This window comes from Alkalihalophilus pseudofirmus OF4, assembly GCF_000005825.2.
GTDB lineage: Bacteria > Bacillota > Bacilli > Bacillales > Bacillaceae_D > Alkalihalophilus > Alkalihalophilus pseudofirmus.
Map to the genome: position 1 here is coordinate 259893 of NC_013792.1, position 25330 is coordinate 285222.

A 25330-nucleotide genomic window follows, 5' to 3' on the forward strand; every position below is an offset into this window, starting at 1 on the left:
ACTGACAAGACAACTTGTTGGCGGATGACGTCATCATGAACAACTATTTAACGGGAGATAAAATACGATATTACAGAAAAGAAAAGAAGATGAGCTTGAAAGAGCTCGCCCAAGGCATATGTTCAGTCACCAAAATGAGTAATATTGAATTAGGTCAGTCTAATGCAACGGATCCAGAACTAGAAAAGATTGCATCTAAGCTTGAAATCCCGCTTTCCTACATAAAAATAGCACAAGAAGATACGACTATTATTAAACAGATTAATGAAATAGAAGACTTGATCTATTTAGATCAAATGGAGAAAGCAAAAGAATTAATAAGTAAAATTAAAGATCACTATAACACTCATATCTATCTAAATGCGATCAGTATTGAATTATATTACATTAATGGCCTCTATTGTTATTACTCAAATGAACATGATCGAGCAACTCAAGAATTGAATAACGCGTTATTTTGTGAACCTTCCAAAAACGTTGAAAGATTAACATTTAAAATAAAAACATATTTACTTCTTTCAAGAATTTCCTATGAAGAAAAGAATTATGAAAAGTCGTTAATACAACTTATAGAAGCCAAAAAAATAGCAGATACAAAAGTTTCTGTTTTTTATATGCTTCGGAACACGATTCATTTGAATTTGTGTATTCATTATATTCTCTTAGGTAAACTAGCTTTAGCCAATATCTTTATAGACGAGCTGGATTTACCTACACAACCTTTAGTTACGCTTGTTAGAGGAACTCTCGCTTTTTGTGAAAAAGATTATGTACAAGCTTTGAGTTATGCTGATGAAACAAGATCAGCAGCACAAGAAACATCGAATAAAGAATTAATATTAAAGTCACTATCACTAAAGATGAAAATTCATAAGGTAAATGGTCAAGATGAAGAGTATACCAACCTATTAGAAGTGTTAAAAACGTATCTATCATCTTTCAAGTTTCCTACCAATCATTTATACTTATCCCTTGCCCAAGACTATTTACAGGAAGCAATCTCCCAAGGTGATATGGAAAGTTGTCAGGTAATGTTTGATTACTTATTTAACATAAAAAAGAAATCGCCTTTTATCTCACTACATTATAAGACACACCATTTATATGCTAAATATCTAAAACATTTTAGCAATAATTATGAAGGCATCCAATACCATCTAAATTGCGCGTTAGAATTTTGTCCGGAATATCAACTATTAGACAGGGCGATCATTACTCATGAATTAGCTGAATTAAATTATACTCCTGAGTCCTCTTACAAAACATCAAGCAAGCTTTTTTATGAACATATCCGAAAACAAAGCGTAAATAATGAATTACATTTCTTTTTACCAATGCCTATATTTTAATACCGATATTTAACCTTATTTGATATAATAAAGGTACTAAATTATTTATTTTTACATTCAAATATTCTACAAGCGTAGGATATCCGTTAAACGCACTTTGTGACTAGTCTATTTAGACCTGCCCAAAGTGTGTTTTTTTGTGTGTAAAAAGACAGGAGGAACATACATTGAAAAAATCATTTGTACTTTTAGCAACCTTATTATTTATTGCAGGTTGTGACGGTGAAAACACCCTCATGACAGAGGAGTTTAAAGATTTATTAGATCAAGGCTCACCAGTAATAGAAGAGGTAGTAAATGATGTGACAGGGAACTTTAATGTTGAATCAATTATTGATGCAGCAGTAGAATCGATTTCCAACACACTTGAAGACCAAGAAGTAAAGTTAGATTCTGAAACAAGTGAAGATATTGAATCCATCGCCTATGGTAAAGTTAGTAACATCGTTGATGGGGACACACTAGATGTCATTCTTGAAGAAGGGAATGAGGAAAGAGTAAGAATGTTGATGGTCGATACCCCGGAGACTGTAAAGCCCGGTCTTAAGGAGCCGGAACCTTATGGACCAGAAGCAACAGAGTTTGCAAAAGCCATACTCACCGATCAACGTGTTAAACTAGAGTTCGATAAGGAAAGATACGATCGCTATGGGCGTACACTAGCTTATGTCTACTTGGATTCAGGAGAAATGTATAATGAGATGTTACTAGCTGAAGGGTTGGCTCATGTGGTCGTTTTCAAGCCTAATAATAAATATGAGCAACGCTTTAGGGAAATTGAAAAAGCAGCTCAAGATGCACGAATAGGAATTTGGTCTATCCAATAGTAGACGGAAATAAAGACTAGATATTTTCCAAAGATATAGTATGATATAACTATAAATATTGAAGATAAGATTACGGAAGCACCGTAGTTTCTCCTTAGGGGGGAACTGCGGTTTTTTGCATTTATTGGAGGGATCTAAATTGAGAAGGGTATCTTATTTTGCAGGGTTCATCGCTATTATTGGTTGTATGTATGGTATTATGACCGCTGCTACTCAAGAAATCGTACCTATGGAAATGAACAGCACCATTATTGTCGAGGAAGCAGAGCCAGAAAAGAGGGGGTCATGATCGTTCCTTATAGCGACCTAAAATGTTCATTAGATACAGCTTTATTGAACTCTGAATTGAAAGTGTATTATCAGCCCCAGATCAACTTACAAACGGGAGAAATAGTAGGTTTAGAGGCACTCTTGCGTTGGAATCACAAACAAAATGGTTATATTTCTCCAGCTACCTTTATTAAAGTTGCTGAGCACCACCTGATGATGGATGAGATAAGCTCTTATGTATTGAACGTGGTGTGCGATGACATACAGACATGGAATGCTCACGTTCCTGCCATACCAAGAATTTATATCAATATCTCTGCAAGTCAATTTGGTAACAAATCGTTTTTTGAAACAAATTGTTCCATTACTACATGATAAAGAGATTTCACCAGACCAACTTGGCCTTGAAGTGACTGAAGGAGTGCATTGGACGGAACAAAATATTACTCCTCTATTATCATTGAAGGCAGCTGGTATCTTTTTTTCTTTAGATGACTTTGGCAAAGGGGTATCAGGATATAACGCTATTAAAACGTTCCCTTTTGATAAAGTTAAAATTGATCGTAAATATGTGAAGAACTTGAAAGATAGTGCCATTGATCGAGCGATAGTAAGTAGCATTATGCACTTAGCAAACCAATTGAATATCGAAGTAATTGCTGAAGGTGTAGAAGATAAACAAACAGTCGTTATTCTAAATGAACTTGGGTGCCATAGCGTACAAGGCTACCTATATACCAAGGCCTTACCTAACGATCAACTATTAAAATACTTACTAACACAAGGAGGAAGCTATGAAAAGGCTAATTATAATTGGAGTAACTGCTAGTATACTCTTAATGGGTTGTGGGAGCGGAAACAATGATGGGGTGAAAGAGAGTCAAGAGAAGGTACAAGCAGCTTTAGCTAAACAAGATTATGCAACAGCATATGAAACGCTTAGAGCTGTATATGACCGTGGAGAGCTCGGCCCTGAAGGAATAGATATGTTAATCGAGATTGAGGAAGAATACATAAATCAATCCTACAATAAGGGGTTGGCCGCCTTTGAAGAGAAAGATTTTAATTCCTCTGTTGAACACCTTTCTGTAGTTGTTAAATATTCAGATGATGAAGAGATAGCTGAAGTGTTGGCTCAGGCTAAATACCTTGAAAAAGAGCAAGAGAACTTTAATGTGTACCTAATTACCTTTAAAGAAATGCTAGATGAGTCTAATATTCTTTTGAAAAGGTTCAATCGGTTACTTGATGATTTAGCAACTGGCGATATAAGTACAGACCTGTTTGCCAAACACATTCAAGAAATCATTCCTCAATCTAATATGATAATAAATAGTCTAGATCATCATGTTTATGACGTCGATCCTGAGTTATTAGCCCTCCATAAAGAAATGATATCTCTAATAAATAATCAACATGAATTGTTCATTATCTCCTTAGACATGAAAAGCGATAATAGAGCTACTTTAATGAGGGAATTAAGAAGAGAATACGTAGCAATTAAACAAGAACAGGCTAACCGCATTGTAGCCATGAAGATATTCGCTGGAGAGCGAACTCTAACCATGAATGTGGATTTAGATGAAACGCTCCGTGACATCGAAGCCGATAAACCTAGCGAGCTTCCTGAGTGAAGAGGAATATATGGAGGAGGCGGTTAAAGTACGAAGAAAACTTATTACTGAAAGTGCATTTTTAAACCATTAACTCATGCAATTGCTAAAATTCAAATGGACTTCTATTTAAGTCAAAAGGAATAATTTCTATTCTTAATATGGGCTGTGGCTGAACTTGCTAACACACATTTAAGAAGAAATAGTTTAAATGTTATCCTTAATTTTATATCTCCTTCAAATTGTATTGCTGAAACTCGTAGTATAGTAATCACGGTTGTACTATGAACTTTAATAAATAGTTGGTTCAAAGTACTCTACTAACTTGGTCAACAAAAGAAAAACGAGGTAAAAATTTTCTAAATAAGAATCTTGTTTAAATAATATTAATTTGTATAGAAAGGTAAATTGATGATAGTATAGGCGCTCACAGATTTGGTGGGTGTCTTTTTTGTATGTGTAGGATAGTTTAAAGTAATTTGATAAGGATATTTCTTAGAGGTTTAACGCCATAACTAACTTTACACGAATCAAGCACTAAGGGGTATTAAATGGTATAATTATGAAAAGATATTGAATTTATGAAATTGTGATAGGGGCTTCACATAATATAAAACGTGTGTTTATTTTTTTCGAAGTCACTAAAGGTTCTGTTTTTATATTTTCTGTAATGATAGGGGTGATGAATAATGGATTTAAAGATTAGTATAGAAGAAGATCTATGGCAAGCAATAGAAAAAAATTATGAAAATGAAAGTTACTCGAGTTCTATTTTAGATGCAATGCATTTATTGACAAACACTATTAGAAATAAAACTGGCTTAGAAGGTGATGGTTCCAGTTTAATAGGACAAGCTTTTGGCGGTGAAAATCCCAAATTACAATTAAATAAATTGCAAACTGTCTCAGAAAAGAATGTTCAAAAAGGCACTCAAGAATTGCTTAGAGGCTTGTATACCGCTATTAGAAATCCAAGAAGTCATGATAAGTATAACGACACTAAAGAAGTAGCAGATTCTTTAATTTATTTTATAAATTATTTATTAAAAGTTATTGATAAATCTAAAATCAATTTTGAAGAAGAAACATTTTTAAAAAGAGTATTTGATGAACATTATGTAAGAACCGAAGAATACTCTGAGTTATTAGTAAATGAAATTCCAAAACGTCAGAGAGCAAATATTGCTATATCAGTAGTTTTAAAGCGATTAAATGGAGATATATATAATCTTGGTTATTTTTTGAAGTCTCTTTTAGATAAGTTGGAAGACAATGACTTGTTTCATGTATATAAAGTAATTAGTGAAGAATTAAAGTATACAGGTTCAGAAGAAAAAATACGTACAATTTTACATATAGTACCAGCAAAATACTGGTATAAAGTTGATAAAGTAGTAAAAATCAGAATAGAGAGTATGTTGTTTGAAAATGTAAATTCAGGTAAATATAATACTTTAAATGGTAAGTGTAAATTTGGTTCACTTGGGACTTGGATTCAAGCAGAACATTTAATGAACTTCGAAAATATAAACAATTGGACGGACATGGTGGTTAATAAGTTACAGGATGGTAATGATGAGGAAAAAGATTATATCGAAAAATACTTTTGGCATAAGATTTGTAAAGCAAATTACGAAGAGATAACTTTTTCATTAAAAAACTATTTTAAAGCAGGACTATTAATTAAAGACGAAAAAAAAGTGAAAGAATTGGAAAATATAATAATATACGAAGAAGATCACCCATGGTGGGAAGTTTTCAAAGAAGAATTAAAGAATTTCCCCGAGATAGAGTATGTTGATTTACCCTTTTGAACTTTAATTCGATGAGAAAAAATATATTTTTAAAAAAAGTCCATTGAAGAAGCCACTTTTAAGATTAAGTGGCTGTGATTATATTTTAATATAAATCTTATTGTCGAATACACTTGGTGCTTAGTGCAATTGTGGTGAACCGTACCACAAGTAAATGAGGTTTTAATTTGTTATTAATGTAGTAGAGTGCCTGACTAGTGCTTAGTCAGGTTTTTATTGTTGTTTATTAATTAGACTATCTCTTCCTTAGTATAATCCAACAAAGGAAGAGGAAATTCTATAGAATAAAGCACCCAAATAAGTTCGGTCCACAGTTTTTATAATTATTTAGAGTATCGTGTTTATATAAGGAGATTTGGTATCCGGAAGATTAATTTATTGAAGTTATTCTTGTTGATGAATTTAACATTCAAGTAATTGATAAATAAATTAATCCTGTTATATTCAAATACATTTATCTTTATACCATAGTGCTCAAGAATTATTATTCTGTTAAACTAAATAATAAAAATGTCAAAAGGAATGATTACAAAATGTCAATGAAAGATATTATAGATGCACAAATACTTCTAGCCTTGAATAAAAAATCATTTAAATATCAGTGGTCACGAGCAACAACTAACGAAGATGTTAAATCTGTATTGCGTAAGGCTTCTAAGAAAAAAACTGGATTATCTGGTTATCCAGATCAGATATATATTAATGAAGAAGAACATTTGCTGATATTGGTTGAAGATAAAACATTAGTTACTGCGCATCAATCAGAACCTGATAAACCTGATAACCCAGAGCGATATGCTGTTGATGGTTTAAAATGGTATATATCTTTATTTATAAAGAATCCTATTTTTGAAGCGTGGAAAATAGTAGGTATTGCTGTATCTGGGGATATTGAAGATACTTATAATCATAAAATATCTACGTTTATAGTTCGTGAAAATGAAATAGAACTTATTCCACAAGTCAATTCATTCCTAAATGAAAAAGATTATTTACGATTATTCATAAATGTTGATGAAGAAGAAATGATTGAACGTATTGGTTCATCTTCGAAGAAAATAAACAAAATGCTTCGCAGCATTGACTCTCAAAAGCGTCCAATATTGTTGTCTGCACTTATGATTGCACTTTTTGAAGTTAGTAATAGCAATAATAGTTTTATCAGAGAATTTGAAAGTAATTCAGGTGAAGAAATTATTACAAAATTACCAAATAGAGTGAGGGAAGTTTTACGCTCGGAAAACATTCCGGAGGAGAAACTCAATATTATATTAAATCAAATAACTTTTTTAGAAACTCAGTTAGACCTTAAAAATAATAATATTTTGAGGGATATTTTGAAAGAACTGCGAGATGAAGTTATTCCATATTTCGATACTTCATCAAATTATGATATTATGGGTAGCTTTTATTCTGAATTTCTACGATATGCAGGTATTTCAAATGTCAAAAATGGTATTGTATTAACCCCCGCGCATATTACACAATTGTTTACTGAGTTGGTGCCAATACGGCCATCCGATGTGATTTTTGATCCAGCTGCGGGAAGTGGAGCTTTTTTAATTGCTGGCATGAATGCACTTATAAAAAAAATTGAAAACTCAAACCTTGCTGATAAACAGAGTAAAATCTTAAATGTAAAACAAAAACAGCTTATTGGTTTTGAGTTAAACTCTACAATGTACACATTGAGTATTTCAAATATGTTGTTTCGTCATGATGGCAAATCACAACTTTATAATTTGGATTCTTTTAGTGAAGAAGCTAAACAAACATTAAGAAGGTTAGCTCAGGATGGTATAAAACCAACTATTGGTTTTGTTAATCCGCCGTATGGCGGAAAGGAAACAAAAAGTGATCCGACACCAAAAGAAATTTCGTTCTTGAAATTGTTATTGGATTCTGTAAGTGATTATGTAATAATGATTGCCCCTCTATCTACATATTTCAAAGACGAAACAACTCGAAACGGTATTTTGGCACAACATACATTAAAATACGTAATTAACATGCCTGCGGATCTATTTCAACCTAATGCAGCCACAATTACAGCAATAAGTGTTTTTCATGTTGGACAACCACAAGGTGATCAAGAAACAATTATGGTTGATTTGGTGGATGATGGTTTTGTACTTTCGAAAAATAAAGGGCGTACTGATATATTTAATCGGTGGCCAGAAATTAAACAAGATTTATTTAATAAACTAGAAAATATTGATGACTATGCTGATAATATAACTTGTTTAAAAACTAAACTTGAAAATGGTGATGAATGGTTGTTACAGGCTTTTTCTACAACTGATTATAGCCATCTGACTGAAGCTAGTTTTGAAAATGCAATAAAAGAACAACTGATATTTGAAGCAAGAAAAGAACTTAATTTATTGGATAAAGATATTGATGAAGTAGAGTTGTTGTCAATTTTAGCAGATTACTATTCAGAGGAAGAAGCTGTCGAAGATGAAGACTGATTTAGTACCTATTACAAGAATATTTAATATCAATCGAGGTGACCGTCTAAAGAAACATGATCATGTTCCAGGTCACACACCTTATATTAGTTCTACAAAATTAAATAATGGTATTGATGCTTATGTCACACCCCCTGCTGATTGGCCGGAATACTCTAATGTAATTTCACTATCAAATTCTGGATCGGTAGGTTATGCTTTTTATCACCCATATACTATTATTGCTTCAGATCATGTAACTATTCTTGAGCTAAAAGATAAAATGCTAAATCGAAACATCTTTTTATACCTAAAACCAATACTTGAAGCTATGAAATCAAAATACAATTTTGGCCGAGAAATAAGTAATAGGAGAATAGTAAAAGAAAAAATCCTCTTACCATTAACAGATACCGGTGAAGTTGATTGGTTGTATATGGAGAATAAAATTCGCCATATAGCTTCTAACGTGTCTTTTAAGAAAATTAAAAAACAAAAATGCAGTTCAAAAATTTCAATAGACAACTGGAAAGAATTTGAACTAGGTAAAGTTGTAGATATTCTACCTGGTAGGCGCCTTACAAAAGCACATATGTTGCCTGGAGACATACCGTTTATTGGAGCAAGTTCAAAAAATCATGGTATTACTTCTTGGGTAAGTAATATGAATGATAGTTATGATTCTGAAGTATTAGGTGTAAACTATAATGGCTCAATAGCAGAGTCATTTTATCATGAGGGAGGCGCTCTATTTTCAGATGATGTGAAACGTATTAAAATACGTGAAGAAGATAAGCCATCAAAATTAAAATATCTATTTCTTAAGACACTAATATACGAGAATAAATTAAAATATCCTTACGGATATAAACTTAGTGAAACTCGTATGAGGAATATGATTATTAAGATGCCAGAAAAAGATAATAAGCCTGATTGGGATTATATGTCTGGAATAGGTTATGCAAATCTATTAAAGTAACAAAAAGCCTTTTAATCAAATAAAGCGCACTTTCTGAATTTGAAAGTGTGCTTTATTTATTTAATAACCATTTTATTTTAATAAACTGAAGAAGGATATAACATTAACGAGCAGTTGAGTATCCTTAAGGAATGGTGTAAGGATAAGGGACATGAAGCTTCCCAAGAGTATATTCATCGAGGAATTAGTGGTAAGTGGAAAATAAACGGGGAGTCCTACAGCAATTGTTGAGAGATGCTAGCTTATAAAAGTTTAATATAGTCATTGTCTGGACAACCAATCGGCTTGCTTGAAATATCCTAGATACTTTAAAAATTATTGAGTTACTTAATAAGAATAATATCTTCTTTCAAAATTATTCTGAAAACCACGAGAACGAAACGAAAGAAGTACTGGATCGTCTATATCTGATGTCTGCTTTAACTGAATATGAAAGAGAAAAATTGATAAAAATGTAAAAAATAGGTATGTTGGTATGAGCTAGAGAAGGATCGTGGGATGGTGGATAGTGTAGTAACGAGAAGTTAGAAGTATATAATTATTTAATTTGTATTAGTGATACAAAAGTTTTAAAACCCTCTTTCTCAGAGTAAAAACAAAACAAGAATGAGCCACCCATAAAGGTGGCTTTAATAAAGATATAAAATATCTCTGCACATCCCCTGATTGAAATTCACATTTTTAATTAAGAAAACTCTCTTTCGTCCCACCCCCATGTAGCATCCTTCTTCTTATCTAAATACTTATCAATATACGCCTCAGTTGTGGAGCGAGAAGAATGACCCACAGTGTGCTGCACTACGTCAATCGGAATTCCTTTCTGGATAATACTATAGGTCACAAAAAAGTGTCTGGCCCAGTGAGGAGAAATATTGCCTTCCTTCCTCTTTAACCAGTCAAAATCAGCAGCACCTATAATCCTTATAATATAGTTGCTAAGGTACTTGTAGCTATAAGGGTTTCCCTTATTTGTACAAAAGAGCGGGCTGTCGTCAGTAGGGTCCAAATCGATTTTTAAACCGCGCAATTGCCTCATTCGTTTGATACTATCCATAGTTGTATTAAAGATCCTTGCATCTCGTCGCTTATTTCCTTTAGTGGTGACTCGTAAGAAATAACTCCCGCCATTTACTGAAGCATCGTAATAAACATTAGACCGCTTTGCTGTAGCGACTTCATTTACTCGTAATCCTGTTGTGAAAAGGATTAAAAGTAAAGCATGGTTTACAGGGTGATCTTTGTAGTAATTAAGTAAGTCTTGCACCTCATTTAAACTCAAAGATCGATCTGGCCGTTCTTCCTTTCGGTATGTACTCTTCTTAAAAGCAATAGGGAGGGGGTGTTTGATAATATCCTCGTCATAAAGCCACTGCAAAAAACTCTTTACCACGGTCGTTTTTCTTGCTCGCGTACTAGATGGATAGCCTTTTTTGCCGTCTTGTCTTATAAGGTTTTTTAACCATTCTTGGTAAGAGCGAATGTGGCGTTTATGTGCTCCTTTTAGGTAAGAGGAAATGGGTACGTCATTTTCATTCTCCATTGTAACCTGTAAAAACGTAAAAAACTGGAGTAAGTCACGTACGTATTCTTTTTTCGTACCCTTGGTCCTATTCTTTGTTTCATCGTCATGGGTAGGGCGGTGGATATAATAATACATTAACTGCATATCTCCGAAACGGGAAAAAGAATGACTTCCTCCCATTTCATTCAAGCCGACCATTTCTTCTAACGTAGGGAAGGCTGATTGATCTTTAAGAAGAGAGAGTAATGTATTTTTATCATAAACAGATAACTCCTCTAAAGAGTTTGATTTAGATAGCACATGCATACTTAATGGATCAACTCCTACTGTTAAATAATTTAAATGGAAATATGTTAATAAAGGAAAAAAGTGTAGAGTTACGTTCATTAAATTTCAATCTACTATCCTTGTTCATTTATTTATTATACAGTGTTTAAAAAGAAATGACTAAACAAGCAGTAGAATAAGTGTATCTTTTTCTACTATACGTTTATCTTATATTTAAGATAAATAAGTTAACGAATATAAATAAATATATAGTTAATTAAAAATGTATAACAGTACAAAAGACATTTTGAAATTCATCGTATTAACTTGTATTTTGTTTAAACCGTACGCAAACGAAATTTAAACTTTTTGTAGTGAGTATAAACGGAAATGAACGATGTAGTTGGAGACTGTAAGCTGACTTTAGAATAGGGGTAAAACATGAAACGTATGTAGAAGAAAGTTGAACTCTTTTTTAAATGTTGCTCGGAGATTTAAACATAGGGACAATAGCGAAAAACGCTCAAACAAACGTGTATTTACCGATTTCACTTTGAGCGTTTAAGTCTGGTGTTGAAGTGTACATTGAAAAAATTTACATTAGTCAAGAAAGTTAATTAACTAAAAGAGGTTAATCTTAAGGGCAGAGGATGTCAGTTCGTTAAAGTTTTTAATTCATCATTAACTAGTGTATAAAAAAGTTGATTCTCATTCTCTTTAAAGTACCATAAAGCTTTGTGAAAATATTCAATAGTGTCTTCATTTGTATCATTTAAATATAATAAGCTTTTTCCTTTTTGGTAATAAAGTTCTCCTAATAAATATGTAGACATGCGATGTTTACATTCTATAATTCCTTGTGTAGAGAGGTTAACAGATTCAGCATATATGCTTTGATCATAGAGACATTTACTATAATTATAATATAACCTTGGCTCAATTAATTTATCTTGAATCTTGGGAAGTTTCTTTATAAAAGATAATGCTTTTTCATAGTTAATGTTAGCGGTTTTATAGTCTTTGTTCTCACTATAAAGGATAGCAATACTTATGATGATTTCAACTTCTCTTTCAGAATAATTTTTTGAGGTAGTATTTCTCATTAAAAGTGAATCTTCTAGCATCTTAATTGACTCTTCAAACTTACCTTCTAAATAATATGTACATAATGCAAGTTGCCAGTGGAAGAATTGCTGTGAAGACAAAGCTCTAAATAAGGGGTTGTTTTTTTCAGAAGAGATTAATTTTTTAGCTTCTGTAAATTTACCTTGTCTAACATAGAGCCTAATGTAATAAAATGTCTCATTCATATAGTCTATTTTTGGAGTTTCGGCAATGTTAAAAAAATAGTTAATATCAACACCTAAACGCTCTGCAATCATATGAAGTAGTTGGGCTGCAACAAAGTTCTCACCCTTTTCTATATTACTAATTGTAGGTTGAGTGCAAATCCCTTTAGCTAACTCACGTTGCGATATTCCGTAATATTCTCTTAGATCCTTAATGTTTTTACCAATATCAAGATAGTCCATCTTATCCCCCTCATATAAACCCAATCATTTAACGGAACCGCTTTCACAATAGATTTTATACAAAAAAGTATATATTTGCCATAGTTTGATAAATATTTTTATCGAAGTCTCCATATATCACAGTAAATATGCCATACAATAGAGCTTTTTCACCTAATATAGTTCAGTTTAAGAAAATCACCTAATCTTAAAGTATGTAATTATAGTAACTACTGGAATAATAGGAGGAGTATAGTATGAAAAATCTTTTAATTATGGGTATCTTTTTTTCCCTGTGTCTAGGTAGTATGGAAATGATTCACACTGCTTCTATATTAACACCACTTGACCTACCATATATTCATACATAACAAAAACCGATTGAACTTATGTTCAATCGGTTTTTTTAAATCTATTACTAAGTGATAAATATGTTTATCACTTAGTATAGGTTTTCTATTAAATATATCCAAATATTCCAAAAAATCAAATAAAGGACTGATATTAGCCATAGGAGCGCTTTGCTGTTTATTAGTTAAAAACTTACACTGTGCTTAACACTAAGAAGGGAGGGATACTTAATGAAATTTGAAATCATTCAAAAAGATTATCAAGAAGTAACAGCTACAACTAACACTGAAAAATTAGGTCAACTAATTCAAGCAGGTTGTTGTTGTGGTGGCGGTACAGAGCATATCGCTAACAAACCTTTAAACAAATAAGTAGTAAAACGAGTGTAGCCAAGATATAGTCTTGGCTATGCTTTTTTAGGAGGTACATATGGAAAAGACTTATGTAAAACAAGGCAAATTCTATAAGACGTCGGACGGCATTCTCTTTATACATCACTCAAAGGACATTGCCTTTGAAGTGAAGGGCGATAGTGAATTACTATCTCAAATTATTCATTATTGTGATGGAACTTTCAAAGTTGAAGAGATTCTCAGTTTCATCACGATCACTGAGAGAGATTTAAGAGCTTTTTTTAATAGCCTAGTTGAAGCTAACGCCTTAGTAGAACTAACGAGTAATATATTCGATGGTGTCTTTATCCTCAAAAATAATAAGGACGTCAGTTTTCTAAATAAGGAAATTGCTACAACACCAATAGAGGAGCTGCCATCAAATATAAAGCTATTAATTGGCATAAGTTATGAAAACGATTGGAAATACTTTTCCACTATAAGCAACTATGCAATTGAACATTCCATTCCTTGGGTGAAATTTTCAATTGATGAAACCTTCTTACGACTAGGACCTTATTTCTTTCCAGATGGAGGCCCCTGTTTTAACTGTTTAGATTTGCGTATTAAAACTAATAGCGAAAATGAAGAGAAAGAAGCGAGAAATAAAATACCTGATAAGGACATGGAAAAGATATTATCTTCTTTAGTTATTAAGGAAGTTAAAAAGTATTTAATAGGTATGGAGCCGACGCATCTTTTTAATACAGAAATAAGTATTAATACTACTACATACAGCAGTAAAAGAGTAAAGGTGCTTAGGATGCCAAATTGTACTCGCTGCAATGAAAGGAGGAAGAAACATGAGCCAGTTGCCATTACTCCTTAATGAGCTCGTAGATGAAAGGGCCGGATTACTTAAATATCTAACCAAACTCGATCCCAAACCTGGTATGCCGTCCCTACATCGATATTTATGCGTGATAAAACCTTTAGTAGATTACGGGATCAACAATATAAGTGGATCTGGATTTTCAATTAATGACGAACAAGCTAAACTAGCGGCCGTCGGGGAAGCCATAGAGCGTTACTCGTCTAGGTACTTTAATCCTGAAGAATTAATTACGTCCACCTATTTAGATATTAAAGATCATGCATTTAACCCAACACATGTTACTCGGCATAATCATGATCAGTATGCAGAAGTAGACCACCTTCAACCTGTAGAAGAAAGCTCCACTTTGAATTGGGTAAAAACAATGGATTACTTAAGCCAAGGAAGCGTATACCTGCCGTTTGAACTGGTGTATCTTTTCCCCTCAGAATATAAACCCTTTAGAGATATCATATCTACAGGTTTAGCATGCGCACCTGGACCGGATACAGAGACAGCTATAATTGGAGGTTTAAATGAATGTATAGAGCGTGACGCATTCGTACTTTTTTGGTTATTAAGAAAAGCAAACTTCAAAATAGACCTTAAGCAGGTTAAAGATACAAACATCAAACAATTAATTTCAAAAGCAACAGCAGCTCACCTTACAATTGAACTATTTGATATTACACAAGCAGACCTGAATGTACCGACTGTTCTAACACTGGTTAAAAGAAGAGGGAAAAGTGGGTTTTATTTCGGTTGCGCCACAAACTTCAATTATCTTACGACTATTAAAAAGTCTCTGGAGGAAGGTTTAGGAGGTTATGGAGCTTATATAGAAAGTATTGAATATTATAATACCAAAGTACCTGATTTCAAAAGAGAGATCAAGCAATTAGATGATCACCCATTATATTATATATCAGGTAAAAATGACGAAATTCTAGAGGATTTCATGTTTGAAAAGCTTGAAATCATAAACATTAATAATTTACTTAATAGAGATATTACCTTATCAGCAGTCTTACAAAATTTTAAAACTCTTAATTACAACGTGTTTTATAAAGATTTAACCACCCTTGATATCAACGAACTTGATTTAAAAGTAGTAAAAGTAATTTGTCCTGAACTAGCCTTTTTACCAGCGGGCCCTCCAATGCTTAATTGCCCCAGAATTGAAACAAAAAGAAAAATGTTTAATGTGGATTTAAACCTTGAGCCTCATCCATTTCCTTAAGGTGGTGTCAGCATGTACGAGCCTCAATACCTTTTTTATCATTTGAACTCAACTAATTATCAATCACAAATAAAGTATTGCCCAGGTGAAAGCTATAATACAAAGCTTCAGAATAAGAAATATACTTTGCACCCACTTGATTTTAATTTTATAGAGTCAGTCGATGGGTTTAAAACTCGTTCTACGCGGATCTTTAATGGGCAAGCTCTATCCGCTTTGGAGTTAAACCTTTTGCTTAGAAATGTATATACACTTAATGTAAATACACCTTCTCCCGCACCGTCTGCTGGAGGGTTATACCCTTTAGAATTATACGTAATAGCTAATAATATAAGTGAAGTAGAGAAAGGCATTTATCATTACAACAGACAGGGTACGGGGTTAACTTTTCTTCATGACTCGTACGACCTATCTTTTTTGCCACCTGTTAATACCTTTGTAAAGGATGCTCCGCTAATAATAATCATGACTGCATCAATGGAGAAATTATACTCCAAATATGGAGAACGTGCTTATCGTTATGCGCTTATAGAGAGTGGTCATATCGGTCAAAATATATCTTTATACAGTTGGAAAAATAATTTAGGTTGCTGTGCAATAGGTGGCTTTTATGATGATGTTATAACTTCACTATTAAAATTAGAAAACAATGAAATTCCTATATATATATATGCCATTGGAAAAGATACATAGAGGAGGGTTGATAATGACAACGAAGACTACAGATAAGTATTTTGATATCCTGAATATTAATCCCCAGCATTTTTCTAGTATAGATCTTTTAAATAACATAGTGTTTCAACATCAACAAACCATATGTTTCGAAACTGCTACTAAGATTAAAGACGGTGAAAAGTGTATACCCACAACTTTAGATAATTACTTGTCTCAAGTCACAAATATAGGTTATGGGGGTACATGTTTTGCAATGTCTTGGACTCTATTACATATTTTCGAAAATTTAGGTCACGAAGTAAGAATTCTATTTCTAGAGCCTGATCATTATGCAATTACCCTAGTTGTTGAAAATATAGAATACTTTGTTGATGTTAGTTTTTGGGCCCCTCTATTTAAGATGTATCCACTTAGACAAAAATGGAGTGTTGAGCATCATGGCTTTACAATCACTTGGAACTATACAGAAAGCCATACACATTTAATGCGTAATGGTCATATAGCAAAAACGTGGAAGGGGCAATCTATTTCTTTACCTCAGTTTAAGGAGAGATGGATTAAATCACATGATAATGACTCGTTCTTTAACAGTAATGTTTGTATAAATAGATGGATAGACAAGGATCATTTCGCAATGTGTATAAATAATAATTTCTCAATCCAACGAGGTAATAAGTTTATAGAACAGAAAGAACTAAAGGACGACGATCTAAAAAGAGTCCTTTCTAGTGTTTTTAACGTAGACCCAAGTATCTTCTTAGAATCTCTTGAAATAGTAAAGAGTAAATAGGGGGGATACACGTGGCAGTTAACATTTTAGATACTAAACATATTTTTGTTGGATTGATAAAAGGAAGTCAAGATATGAACTTAGAGGATAACATTAATAAATGCCAGCTAGATTATAGCTATCAAGAACTCCTAGCATTTGGTTTGGTTAATGAAAATGTCAGCCTTCCTTATTTGAGAGAGTATATAGATTTTCTTGATACATTAAATATTGAAGGAATAATTAAAAAGGCAATTAACATAGTTGCTACACATACTAAAGCTATACAAACTAACATCGTTATTTTACCATTAGACCCTCAAAATCAGTTCTACATACATTACATGGGGGGGATTGTTGCTCATACCAATGGAGCCAATACTATTTATATCTATTTATCCCCTAGTAATAAGCTGAAATCTTTTGTGAATAGGCTTGAGTCAATAATTGTACACGAGTATCAACACATATTAAGAAATTATCATTCTTCGCCTAATGCAACACTTTTAGATGTACTTATAGATGAAGGATTATCTGAGCTTTTTGTAAAAGTACTGTTGGGTGAGGATCGATTAGGAGCTTGGGCTAAATGGAATTCAAACAATATCATTAAAAAGAATAAAGAATTAATTGAAGAGTACCTTTATACAACAAATCCTCACACGATTAGAACGATCATGAATGGGTCCGAGGAGTTAGGTATCCCATTATGGTTGGGCTACAGTGTGGGGTTCTCAATTTTAGACTTTCATTGGCTAAATAAAAATAATGATTTAAATGCTTTAGTGAAAATGAAGGCAGAAGAAATATATAACCACGATAGCTTTTAGTTCAAATTATAAGAATGGGGGATAATATGTCTAAGGAAAAAAATGAGGTAGTGAAAATCTGGAGAGAATATCCTGCATTTAGAGATATACAATTCTCTACCATTCTAACAAGCTTTTTTACATGGAGCTCTTTTATTGCTATGTTAGTTCTTTTAGCCTCAATCACAGAGACAGGTATTCAATTTGGTACATTGTGGGCTGTAAGCGGTCTAGCTCCTATTTTGTTTAGTTTGTATCTAGGAGTTTGGGTTGATCGATTGGATGTTAGAAAAAGTATTATAGCAGCTGAAATAATTAAGTCTGTCCTTTTTTTGGGGTTTATCATCATACCTTTCATAGATAATATGTTTGTTGCATGGTCTATTTTTATGGTTATCAGATTAGGCACTGGTACATTAAATTCCTTTACTAGCGCCGCCAAACAAGTAGCTATACCTTCAATTGTAAAAAAAGACGATCTTATAGTTGCAAATTCCTTAAACTATACGATAACTAGCACAGTAAGGTTAAGTGGTGCAGCAGCAGGCGGTCTTATTGTCACATTTGTAGGGATACATGCCGCTTACTTCTTAACTGCTCTTTCGTTTATAGTATCGGCTTGGTTAATATTTAGAAACACTTGGAAGACTGAGGAGCATGCTGAAAATAAAGAAAGAAACTTTAAACGTGAATTTGCTGAAGGTCTAACATTCGCAATGAAAAATGTTAATGTATTACTAATATTAGTTGCTGCTCTAACCATCGGAACAATTATTGGGAGTTATAACCTAATGTTAGAACGTTTTAATTCTCAGGTTTATAACTTTGCCACTTACGGGATTAGTTTACTATATTTAGCAGAAGGTCTTGTATCAGTCATACTGGGATATTGGATAGCAAAGAATAAGTTTTTACTAACCAAAACCCATATATATGGTATTTTTTATAGCTTAATAGGGGTTTCATGGATGGCATTCGGTTTTACAACGAATATAATCTATGGAATTCTAGTATTGATATTCTTCGGTATGTTTTGTTCGGTTGTGGTGCCCTATGAACGTACGAAAATTCAAATGGAAGTTCCCCCTCATTTACGAGGTAAGATATTTAGTTTATGGGGGACCCTTACATTAGCTGCCATTCAATTAGGTGCACTAATTACAGGCTTTATTATTGATTTAATTGGTTTAACATACGTACCAATTATTACAGGGTTTATGCAAGTTATTTTCGGCCTTACATTTCTAACAGTGCTCTTACGTAAAAAAAATATAGATACCAATAAGAAAGTGAGTTCAGTTGGTATGAGATAAAATATACTCTTTAATTAATTAGGAATGATTAACCATGCAGCCAAAAAGTGCCTTACAAATTCTTTTGCATGTATCAGGTAGACCGAAATAACTTCACCCTTTATAATTGAACTATAAAGTTATTATTTTATTTATTTTGTCTAGTTTTCCCAAGCGGGAAAATCTGTCATTGTTTACAAACGCTCTAAGAGTGATCGTGTATTTGTCGATCTCTTTTAGAGCGTTTTTTGTTGTGTAAGAGAGTGAGGCAAAGAAACTTTGACATTTTTCAAAAAGCATTTCAGCTAAATTTTTTCAAAAGGAGTTAATGACTAATGGAGTATTTTAAGAACAGAAGGGTAGAAGTGGGAATGTTCGTAGACGTCTACTTCAACATACATCATGAAGGATATTCTATACGTTGTAGTAGGACGAAAAAGGTGCTTGCTCGATGCAATAGTGTCCGTTTGAAAGATGGTGAATTTCGCGTAAGTGAAAAGGGAAGACAAAAGGTGTTAGCATCGAGAAGAAAAGCCGTTCATGCGTATATTAAAGGAACGTTCATAGCCGCAGATGAAACCATGCTGGATAATCCTCAAATGACACAATCGGTGTATTATAACCCTTATAAAACAGAGCTATTTACAGACGTCCGTTCCGGCAAACCAATGAAGAGAGCAGAAGAAGTTTTTTGTTATGGCAGAGTAGCCTATGTAAGAGATAACCCTATACAACAGGAAGATCAACCCACACTTTTTTAGTACAGATAAAAATAGTTGAAAGCAGTAAAACTAAGCCACCTTATCAGAAGTAGATAGGGTGGCTTAGTTTATTAATATAGTTAAAATTATTTCTTATTTCGTTTGAATTTCACAATAGGCTTCTTTTTAATGCTTTGTACTAACTTCTTTAATTCAGCAGCTTCTTCTTTAGTAACACCCTTCATTATCATTTCCTCCTCAGCCCTTGATTCATTAAAAGCCATTATAGACGAATTTATTACTTTTTATACATACCCTCCTACTCTACCGCATACTTATTACCAAACGACCAAATGACCTAATAACCCAAACATATTCATACATTTTTTCAAAAGAAGAGGGGGAAGAGTGGGTGAGAAGATTTGAACTGGATTTTGAACGCACAAAGACGTCTAACCAAAAGAAGTTCCACGTACAAGGTTTAACTACTGGTTCAGATGAACCGATTCAAGAAGACCATCTAAAAAGTACTCAAACGGCTAAACCTAAACGAAAAATAAGAAGTGATAAAAAAATAGACATAAAAGTGCCCATTACTATAGAGCAAAAACAAAAATTAAAAATTTTAGCTCGCTTAGAAAGCGTAAAAACAAATGAAAGAGTCTCAATCACACAAATGGCATCTATGCTTGTCCAAGAAGGTCTAGTTCAATATGAGTCATTTCCTGAGAACACCTATGATGCTAGTCTAAACACCATTCACGTAAAACTAACTAGCTTTTATGCAGAGCAATTATTTAATTTTGAACTGGAATGGGACGTCAGCAAAAGAGAGGCCGCAGCCAAAATTCTTAGCTATATTTTAGGAAAGAGTGAAGTAAATGAATAAGAAATACAGTGAAGTGGATTTACTTGGCTTAAAAAGGCATTTACAATCAGGTCGATCTTCTTTCCTTTACAAATTTAGGTACAGGAGATTTTTCTCAAGGGAAGTTACATTCTCGTTAAGGCTGCCTTCGACCTACCTAGACCGTGGGGAGATACTTTGTGAAGATATTGAACGTCTAATTGAGGAAGAGGTTGAAATTGAGCATTTATTAAGTATGATTCTTTTAGATTTCTTAAAGAAAATGAGCAAACTAGGGGCGATGGCTGCCTTTCAATACTTAGTAGATCGATACTCTAAAGTACTTCGAATCGCGCATTATAAAGGGGAGGAAGAAGAGTTTGAACTTATTCAGAAACCTCGGGAGCCCTTTGAAACATGCGAGGTAACACTTCATCATAACGTGGCATACCGTTTAGAGCTATTTTTGGCCGAGTTAGATCATACATTTGCCCATGAGATGACTGTAGAAAAGTTAATTGAGATCGTGTATTGCCATATGATAGAGACCGTTAAGACAGATGGGGGAGCTACATTCACCAAAGCATTTATCAAGTACCTCAAGACGTAAGGCACAAAAGAGGGAACTCTTGCCATGTTATGTTAAAATAAAGTATACAATTGCATAGCAGGGTGGGTGGTCGAGCCTCCATAAAGGAGGTGAGGCTAAAAATGGTTACAATAGACGTAGCAATGCTTACAGTTGCTTTCGCAAGCTTAATTTTGTCGTTTCTCATGGTTGTAATCATGATAATAAACACAAAAAAGTAATCCACCCTGTGCTTGCCGGCTAAGGTGGATTACTTTCAACAAAACCAATGCCGACCGCTAATTCTGCGGGTCAAGCAATTGTATAGAGTCGAGTGTAGGTAGCACTCGGCTTTTCTTATTATATGCAATTATAGTTTATTTAATAATCTACTTTTATTATATAGCAGACGATGATGAAATGTAAACTCAGTTGTTCCAATTAGCTTAATAGGGATTTAACTTTAAGCTGTGAATTTAGAAACTGATCCAGACTTTGACTACACTCTATTGTGTCTGGATGAGTTAACCCTTTTTCCATACCTAGTTTTATCATTTTAAAGCGGAGCTCATTTATAACATTATTTAAGTCATCAGGTTTGTTAACGCTTTTCAAAGTTTTTCCTCCTTAAAAGACCACTACACTTTTAATCATCGGTCCTTTTAACAAGAATTTATATACACGCATCTTATTTACCGTAACTTTTAGCATATATTATTTCATATTAAAAGAGAAAAAATGAACATTTCCCTTATTAATGATACAATATTACTATAAAATAATAGGGGGAAAAAAATGAATAAGAGCAAGTTTAAAAGATTTGGGTTGTTTATCGTGGGAAGGTAGCACACGTTCTGTCTTAATTGGGAATAAAAGCATGGTCGAGACAACAGATTTATTAGGGCTTTCTGCTACAGATATTATCAAAGGAAGTTACGGTAGTGTAGATGTTTCAAATAACATTACGATAAAGGGGCAGAGTCATAGTGGTTTAGTAATGAGATCAGGAGGTGAACATTTAACTATAAAATATCGTCTTAATAAAGCATATGAAGAATTTTCTACCTCTTTGATGGCAAGTGAAACGTTACATGTCACCATTGTTGGAGATGGAACACCACTATGGCAAGGTCATGTGCTTTCAAATTCTAATCCTGTAGATATTAATATTAGTACAAAAAACGTTCAGAACCTAGAGTTCAGAATAGACCATGACACTAGCTTTAGCAGAACTGCTTACTTTATTAATCCTTTGTTAAGTAAATAATCGCTTGTTAATAATATATGGGCGATAAAAGAAGTGATTTAGCAATTAACGAGTTCCGTTACTGGGGAGAAATCTTTAAATAAAAACCTAATTGAGGACATCATTCGCATATGAATTGGTGCCCTCTTTTTTGTTGTTGTATCAATGATTTGAAGAATTTAACATACTAATTAGCACATCAATGCTAAAACAAAACTAATAAAAGTGAATGGAAATTATATTTAATATTATAGAGGCAGTTTGTGAAGTGTTGTTCTTAAACGAAACCAGCTAATAGTTTGTCAATATTTTTCAATAAAAAAGTAAAAATACAAATGATATACTAAAAATGAGTGCACTAAATAACCTACCATTTCTCAACATATGGAAGGTTCTGGACTATTTAGATAGACGTAGTGACTAAACTACATCTTGGAATAATGTGTTGCTTTTTAACAGGGCATAAATCCAATGTAAGAGCTTATTCACACAAGCAATGACAGCCACCTTAAAAGGTTTTCCTTCATCACGTTTCTTGTCGTAGAACTCACGTAACTTCTTATTACGAGGGATAATTTCATCACTCGTTTTCTTCTTACGACAGTCTCGAATGGCACAACGTACGGCCATATATAACGCGTGACGAAGCCTGCTGGAGCCACGCTTGGTTATTCGATTCTTAGTAGCTGTGAATTTACCAGATTCAAAAACGCTTGGATCCACTCCAGCGAATGCGACTAGCTTCTTTGGATGGTCAAATCGATCAATTTCCCCAATCTCGGATATAATCGTTGCAGCGATTTTTTCTCCGATACCAGGAATTGATTTGATAACTTCATATTCTTCAACTTCTTGCGCAAGGGCATCTATCTCGGATTCTAACTTTGATAGGTGCTCTTTGTATTGGAGGATAATATTAATAAACATTCCAAGGCTCAAAATGTGACTCTGATAAACGGCTTTCTCAAACGGATTTCGAATGGCCGCAGCTTTGATTTGGGCTGCTTTATCACTAGCCCAACTTAGTGAACGACTCTTACAATTCCCGTGGATCTTTTCGGTCAAGACCTCATCACTGGCATTTAGAATATCTTCAGACGAGGGAAATTCCTTTAAAGTTAGCAGGGACACAACGGAATATAAATCTCCAAACACTCCTCTAAATTCAGGGAATACCTGATCTAGAATCGCTTGAAATTGTAACTTTGTCTGAATTAAAGTACCAGTAATATTCTCATGTTGTCTCGTAAGATTACGTAAGTTTAGGAGTTGAACACCGCGCTTTTTATAGGGTTCAAGTTCCTCTTTATAGTACAGTTCACACAGAAGATAAGCATCGGCTGCGTCCGTCTTAACCTTTCGCAGGCTGGAACTTTTGGCTTTGTAAGAAATCAATGGGTTAATAACAATCAAGAGATAGCCCCGTTCCTCAAGATAATGAACAATAGGAGCTTGATAGTGTCCTGTTGCTTCCAGAATAACCGGAGGTTTCTTCCCTGTCTCAGCTGTCAAACCTTCAATGAATTGTACAAGGGACTCAAGCCCTTCGTTAATATGTGATACCTTAAAGCTCTTACGGTATGGTTTCCCTTTATCTATGAATGCTTGTACCTGACTTTCTCCTTTTGACACATCCAGACCAATGACTGGATTCATTCTCAATCCCCTCCAAATATTAATATTAACCGGTACCCCTAATCCTTCTTGCAGTATCACAGCTTCGCTTGTTATACGAGATCTATGTCCCAACCAGCCTCAATCATGTTTCTACAAGTAGGGGGCAAACTGTTTAGTTGACGGGATCAAGTCCCACGAGCAGTTACGTTTTACCCCGGCTACCGTTATAATAAAACCATATAACAAATGGTCAACCAGAAATATTTTCTTATCTGGCTGACCTTATAATACGAAAGGGCAGGTTAGTTTAAGAAGGGACTTCATTGGAATAAGTAATTTTACTAGTTAAACAAATAAAAACGGGGGTAATGTGAGTGCGGAAATGGTTTGGTTCTTCAGGTGTTTGTATTAATGAAAATGGACAATTGTTAATGGTCTTTCAAGGAAAACCTGAAGAGAAAAAAACGTGGTCTATTCCATCGGGAGGAAAAGAACTCGATGAGACATTTGAAGAGTGTTGTATTCGAGAAATCGAAGAAGAAACAGGATATTCAGGCGAAATTATTGAGAGAATTAAGATTAAGAGAATGAGTTATGAACATCTTAATGTAACTGTTGAAGCCCATTATTTTTTAGTGAGGATTGTGGGTGGAAGAAAAAATTTTCAAGACCCTGATAATCTTATTTATGATATTGCTTGGAAAACTTCAGACGAAATAAAGAATTTAGAATTAACCTTCCCTGAAGATAGAGAATTCCTTATTAACTATATAACGAAGGTATCGCAGCCCAATTCCTTGTTCAATTAACGGGTGCATTCCTTCAACAAGGAATGCTTTTTCTATGTCAAAGAAAAGGAAATTAATGTTAAACTAAAGGAGCAGGATTATTTAACAAGGGGTATGCAGTTTAATGCTATCCTCAAAAAAGAAATTGAGTTTTGATTAAAATTACTAAATGTTTAGTTAGATTAGTAGAGAAAGGTGACGTATGAAAAAAAGAGTTAATTTTTTATCAGAGGCTTTCGCAGTGGTTTTTTTCACTTTAATGGTTGTCATAGACTTCTTTCCCGATATAGGAATAAATATGTCGATAGGAGCAATAGGGGTTGTAACATTTATCTTATTAGCTGTTATTACTCGTCATAAAGGAGAACCAGTGTTTAGCTCGAAAAAACAAGAACTTATTTTTATTGTTCTTTCGGGGATATACTTTTTCTCCTTACTTATAATTTTAAGTTTACTCGGTGGTGTTTCTCAGGTTGGTATTGGTATCACTAATCCAATACTATGGGGATTATATTTGATAGGAGTTCTTACTTCCTATACTAAGTATAAGAAGGAGTTAAAACAATCAAACAACAATGAAAGCGGAACTTTTGAATAATTGTTTAATAATATTGTTAAG

General features: G+C 33.5%; 26 protein-coding genes. 22 read left to right on the forward strand and 4 right to left on the reverse strand.

All coding sequences use genetic code 11. The features are described 5' to 3' along the window. The first annotated feature begins 35 nt into the window (after positions 1 to 35). From BPOF4_RS20405 to BPOF4_RS21420, 9 genes are all read left to right on the forward strand, one after another. Positions 36 to 1349 (forward strand): helix-turn-helix domain-containing protein, encoded by a 1314-nt coding sequence (locus tag BPOF4_RS20405; RefSeq protein ID WP_012961163.1) that lies wholly within the window; start codon positions 36 to 38, stop codon positions 1347 to 1349. 167 nt (positions 1350 to 1516) lie between these two features. Further along, the gene (locus BPOF4_RS21410) at positions 1517 to 2176 is read left to right on the forward strand and encodes a thermonuclease family protein (RefSeq protein WP_012961164.1); all 660 of its coding nucleotides are present in this window, start codon (positions 1517 to 1519) and stop codon (positions 2174 to 2176) included. Positions 2177 to 2315: 139 nt separating this feature from the next. Further along, complete coding sequence (locus tag BPOF4_RS22345) at positions 2316 to 2465, forward strand: hypothetical protein (RefSeq protein ID WP_012961165.1); 150 nt, start codon at positions 2316 to 2318, stop codon at positions 2463 to 2465. Next, positions 2462 to 2821, forward strand: a complete 360-nt coding sequence (locus BPOF4_RS22850) for an EAL domain-containing protein (RefSeq protein WP_012961166.1) — start codon at positions 2462 to 2464, stop codon at positions 2819 to 2821. The genes BPOF4_RS22345 and BPOF4_RS22850 overlap by 4 nt, the downstream gene beginning before the upstream one ends. Continuing rightward, on the forward strand, positions 2793 to 3275 hold the full coding sequence (locus BPOF4_RS22855; protein ID WP_012961167.1) for an EAL domain-containing protein: 483 nt from the start codon (positions 2793 to 2795) through the stop codon (positions 3273 to 3275). The genes BPOF4_RS22850 and BPOF4_RS22855 overlap by 29 nt, the downstream gene beginning before the upstream one ends. Then, positions 3241 to 4080 carry a hypothetical protein gene (locus BPOF4_RS20425; protein WP_012961168.1) on the forward strand — a complete coding sequence of 280 codons (840 nt, stop codon included), beginning with the start codon at positions 3241 to 3243 and terminating at the stop codon, positions 4078 to 4080. The genes BPOF4_RS22855 and BPOF4_RS20425 overlap by 35 nt, the downstream gene beginning before the upstream one ends. A gap of 668 nt (positions 4081 to 4748) precedes the next feature. Beyond that, on the forward strand, positions 4749 to 5873 hold the full coding sequence (locus BPOF4_RS21415; RefSeq protein WP_012961169.1) for a TIGR02391 family protein: 1125 nt from the start codon (positions 4749 to 4751) through the stop codon (positions 5871 to 5873). A gap of 533 nt (positions 5874 to 6406) precedes the next feature. Then, positions 6407 to 8344: an HsdM family class I SAM-dependent methyltransferase gene (locus tag BPOF4_RS20435; RefSeq protein WP_012961170.1), complete on the forward strand. Its 1938-nt coding sequence runs from the start codon at positions 6407 to 6409 to the stop codon at positions 8342 to 8344. Then, a complete protein-coding gene (locus BPOF4_RS21420; protein WP_012961171.1) occupies positions 8334 to 9302 on the forward strand; it encodes a restriction endonuclease subunit S in 969 nt (322 codons plus the stop codon). The genes BPOF4_RS20435 and BPOF4_RS21420 overlap by 11 nt, the downstream gene beginning before the upstream one ends. Positions 9303 to 9987: 685 nt before the next feature. On the opposite strand, the gene BPOF4_RS20440 is transcribed toward BPOF4_RS21420, so the two are convergent. Further along, the gene (locus BPOF4_RS20440) at positions 9988 to 11211 is read right to left on the reverse strand and encodes a tyrosine-type recombinase/integrase (protein WP_012961172.1); all 1224 of its coding nucleotides are present in this window, start codon (positions 11209 to 11211) and stop codon (positions 9988 to 9990) included. A gap of 533 nt (positions 11212 to 11744) precedes the next feature. Then, positions 11745 to 12623, reverse strand: a complete 879-nt coding sequence (locus BPOF4_RS20445) for a helix-turn-helix domain-containing protein (protein ID WP_012961173.1) — start codon at positions 12621 to 12623, stop codon at positions 11745 to 11747. Positions 12624 to 13183: 560 nt separating this feature from the next. Here BPOF4_RS20445 and BPOF4_RS22350 point away from each other — a divergent pair. The 10 genes from BPOF4_RS22350 to BPOF4_RS20490 all read left to right on the forward strand — a co-directional run bounded on the left by BPOF4_RS22350 (position 13184) and on the right by BPOF4_RS20490 (position 21102). After that, positions 13184 to 13324 carry a hypothetical protein gene (locus BPOF4_RS22350; RefSeq protein ID WP_012961175.1) on the forward strand — a complete coding sequence of 47 codons (141 nt, stop codon included), beginning with the start codon at positions 13184 to 13186 and terminating at the stop codon, positions 13322 to 13324. A 58-nt stretch (positions 13325 to 13382) separates the two neighbouring features. Then, positions 13383 to 14174 (forward strand): TOMM precursor leader peptide-binding protein, encoded by a 792-nt coding sequence (locus BPOF4_RS20450; protein WP_012961176.1) that lies wholly within the window; start codon positions 13383 to 13385, stop codon positions 14172 to 14174. Positions 14175 to 14265: 91 nt separating this feature from the next. Further along, positions 14266 to 15399, forward strand: coding sequence for a YcaO-like family protein (locus tag BPOF4_RS20455; RefSeq protein ID WP_158305596.1), 1134 nt, complete (start codon positions 14266 to 14268; stop codon positions 15397 to 15399). A 12-nt stretch (positions 15400 to 15411) separates the two neighbouring features. Beyond that, positions 15412 to 16092 (forward strand): SagB/ThcOx family dehydrogenase, encoded by a 681-nt coding sequence (locus BPOF4_RS20460; RefSeq protein WP_012961178.1) that lies wholly within the window; start codon positions 15412 to 15414, stop codon positions 16090 to 16092. A 13-nt stretch (positions 16093 to 16105) separates the two neighbouring features. After that, complete coding sequence (locus BPOF4_RS20465; RefSeq protein WP_012961179.1) at positions 16106 to 16864, forward strand: arylamine N-acetyltransferase; 759 nt, start codon at positions 16106 to 16108, stop codon at positions 16862 to 16864. Between the two features lie 11 nt (positions 16865 to 16875). After that, positions 16876 to 17673: a DUF2268 domain-containing putative Zn-dependent protease gene (locus BPOF4_RS20470; RefSeq protein ID WP_012961180.1), complete on the forward strand. Its 798-nt coding sequence runs from the start codon at positions 16876 to 16878 to the stop codon at positions 17671 to 17673. Between the two features lie 26 nt (positions 17674 to 17699). Further along, on the forward strand, positions 17700 to 18965 hold the full coding sequence (locus BPOF4_RS20475; protein WP_012961181.1) for an MFS transporter: 1266 nt from the start codon (positions 17700 to 17702) through the stop codon (positions 18963 to 18965). A gap of 314 nt (positions 18966 to 19279) precedes the next feature. Continuing rightward, entirely contained in the window at positions 19280 to 19705 is a 426-nt protein-coding gene (locus BPOF4_RS20480) for a hypothetical protein (RefSeq protein ID WP_012961182.1), read from the forward strand. Positions 19706 to 20057: 352 nt separating this feature from the next. Continuing rightward, entirely contained in the window at positions 20058 to 20534 is a 477-nt protein-coding gene (locus tag BPOF4_RS20485; RefSeq protein WP_012961184.1) for a hypothetical protein, read from the forward strand. After that, a complete protein-coding gene (locus tag BPOF4_RS20490; RefSeq protein ID WP_012961185.1) occupies positions 20527 to 21102 on the forward strand; it encodes a hypothetical protein in 576 nt (191 codons plus the stop codon). The genes BPOF4_RS20485 and BPOF4_RS20490 overlap by 8 nt, the downstream gene beginning before the upstream one ends. 399 nt (positions 21103 to 21501) lie before the next feature. Here the strand turns inward: BPOF4_RS20490 and BPOF4_RS22860 are convergent, their stop codons facing one another. Next, complete coding sequence (locus tag BPOF4_RS22860; RefSeq protein WP_012961187.1) at positions 21502 to 21675, reverse strand: aspartyl-phosphate phosphatase Spo0E family protein; 174 nt, start codon at positions 21673 to 21675, stop codon at positions 21502 to 21504. A 262-nt stretch (positions 21676 to 21937) separates the two neighbouring features. Between BPOF4_RS22860 and BPOF4_RS20500 the strand changes: the two genes are divergently transcribed. Then, entirely contained in the window at positions 21938 to 22327 is a 390-nt protein-coding gene (locus BPOF4_RS20500) for an NPCBM/NEW2 domain-containing protein (RefSeq protein WP_012961188.1), read from the forward strand. 399 nt (positions 22328 to 22726) lie between these two features. Here the strand turns inward: BPOF4_RS20500 and BPOF4_RS20505 are convergent, their stop codons facing one another. Next, entirely contained in the window at positions 22727 to 23962 is a 1236-nt protein-coding gene (locus BPOF4_RS20505) for an IS110 family RNA-guided transposase (RefSeq protein ID WP_012961189.1), read from the reverse strand. 335 nt (positions 23963 to 24297) lie between these two features. On the opposite strand from BPOF4_RS20505, the gene BPOF4_RS20510 reads away from it, so the two are divergent. Further along, entirely contained in the window at positions 24298 to 24732 is a 435-nt protein-coding gene (locus tag BPOF4_RS20510; RefSeq protein WP_012961190.1) for an NUDIX hydrolase, read from the forward strand. A 181-nt stretch (positions 24733 to 24913) separates the two neighbouring features. Continuing rightward, on the forward strand, positions 24914 to 25309 hold the full coding sequence (locus BPOF4_RS20515; protein WP_012961191.1) for a hypothetical protein: 396 nt from the start codon (positions 24914 to 24916) through the stop codon (positions 25307 to 25309). Positions 25310 to 25330: the final 21 nt, after the last annotated feature.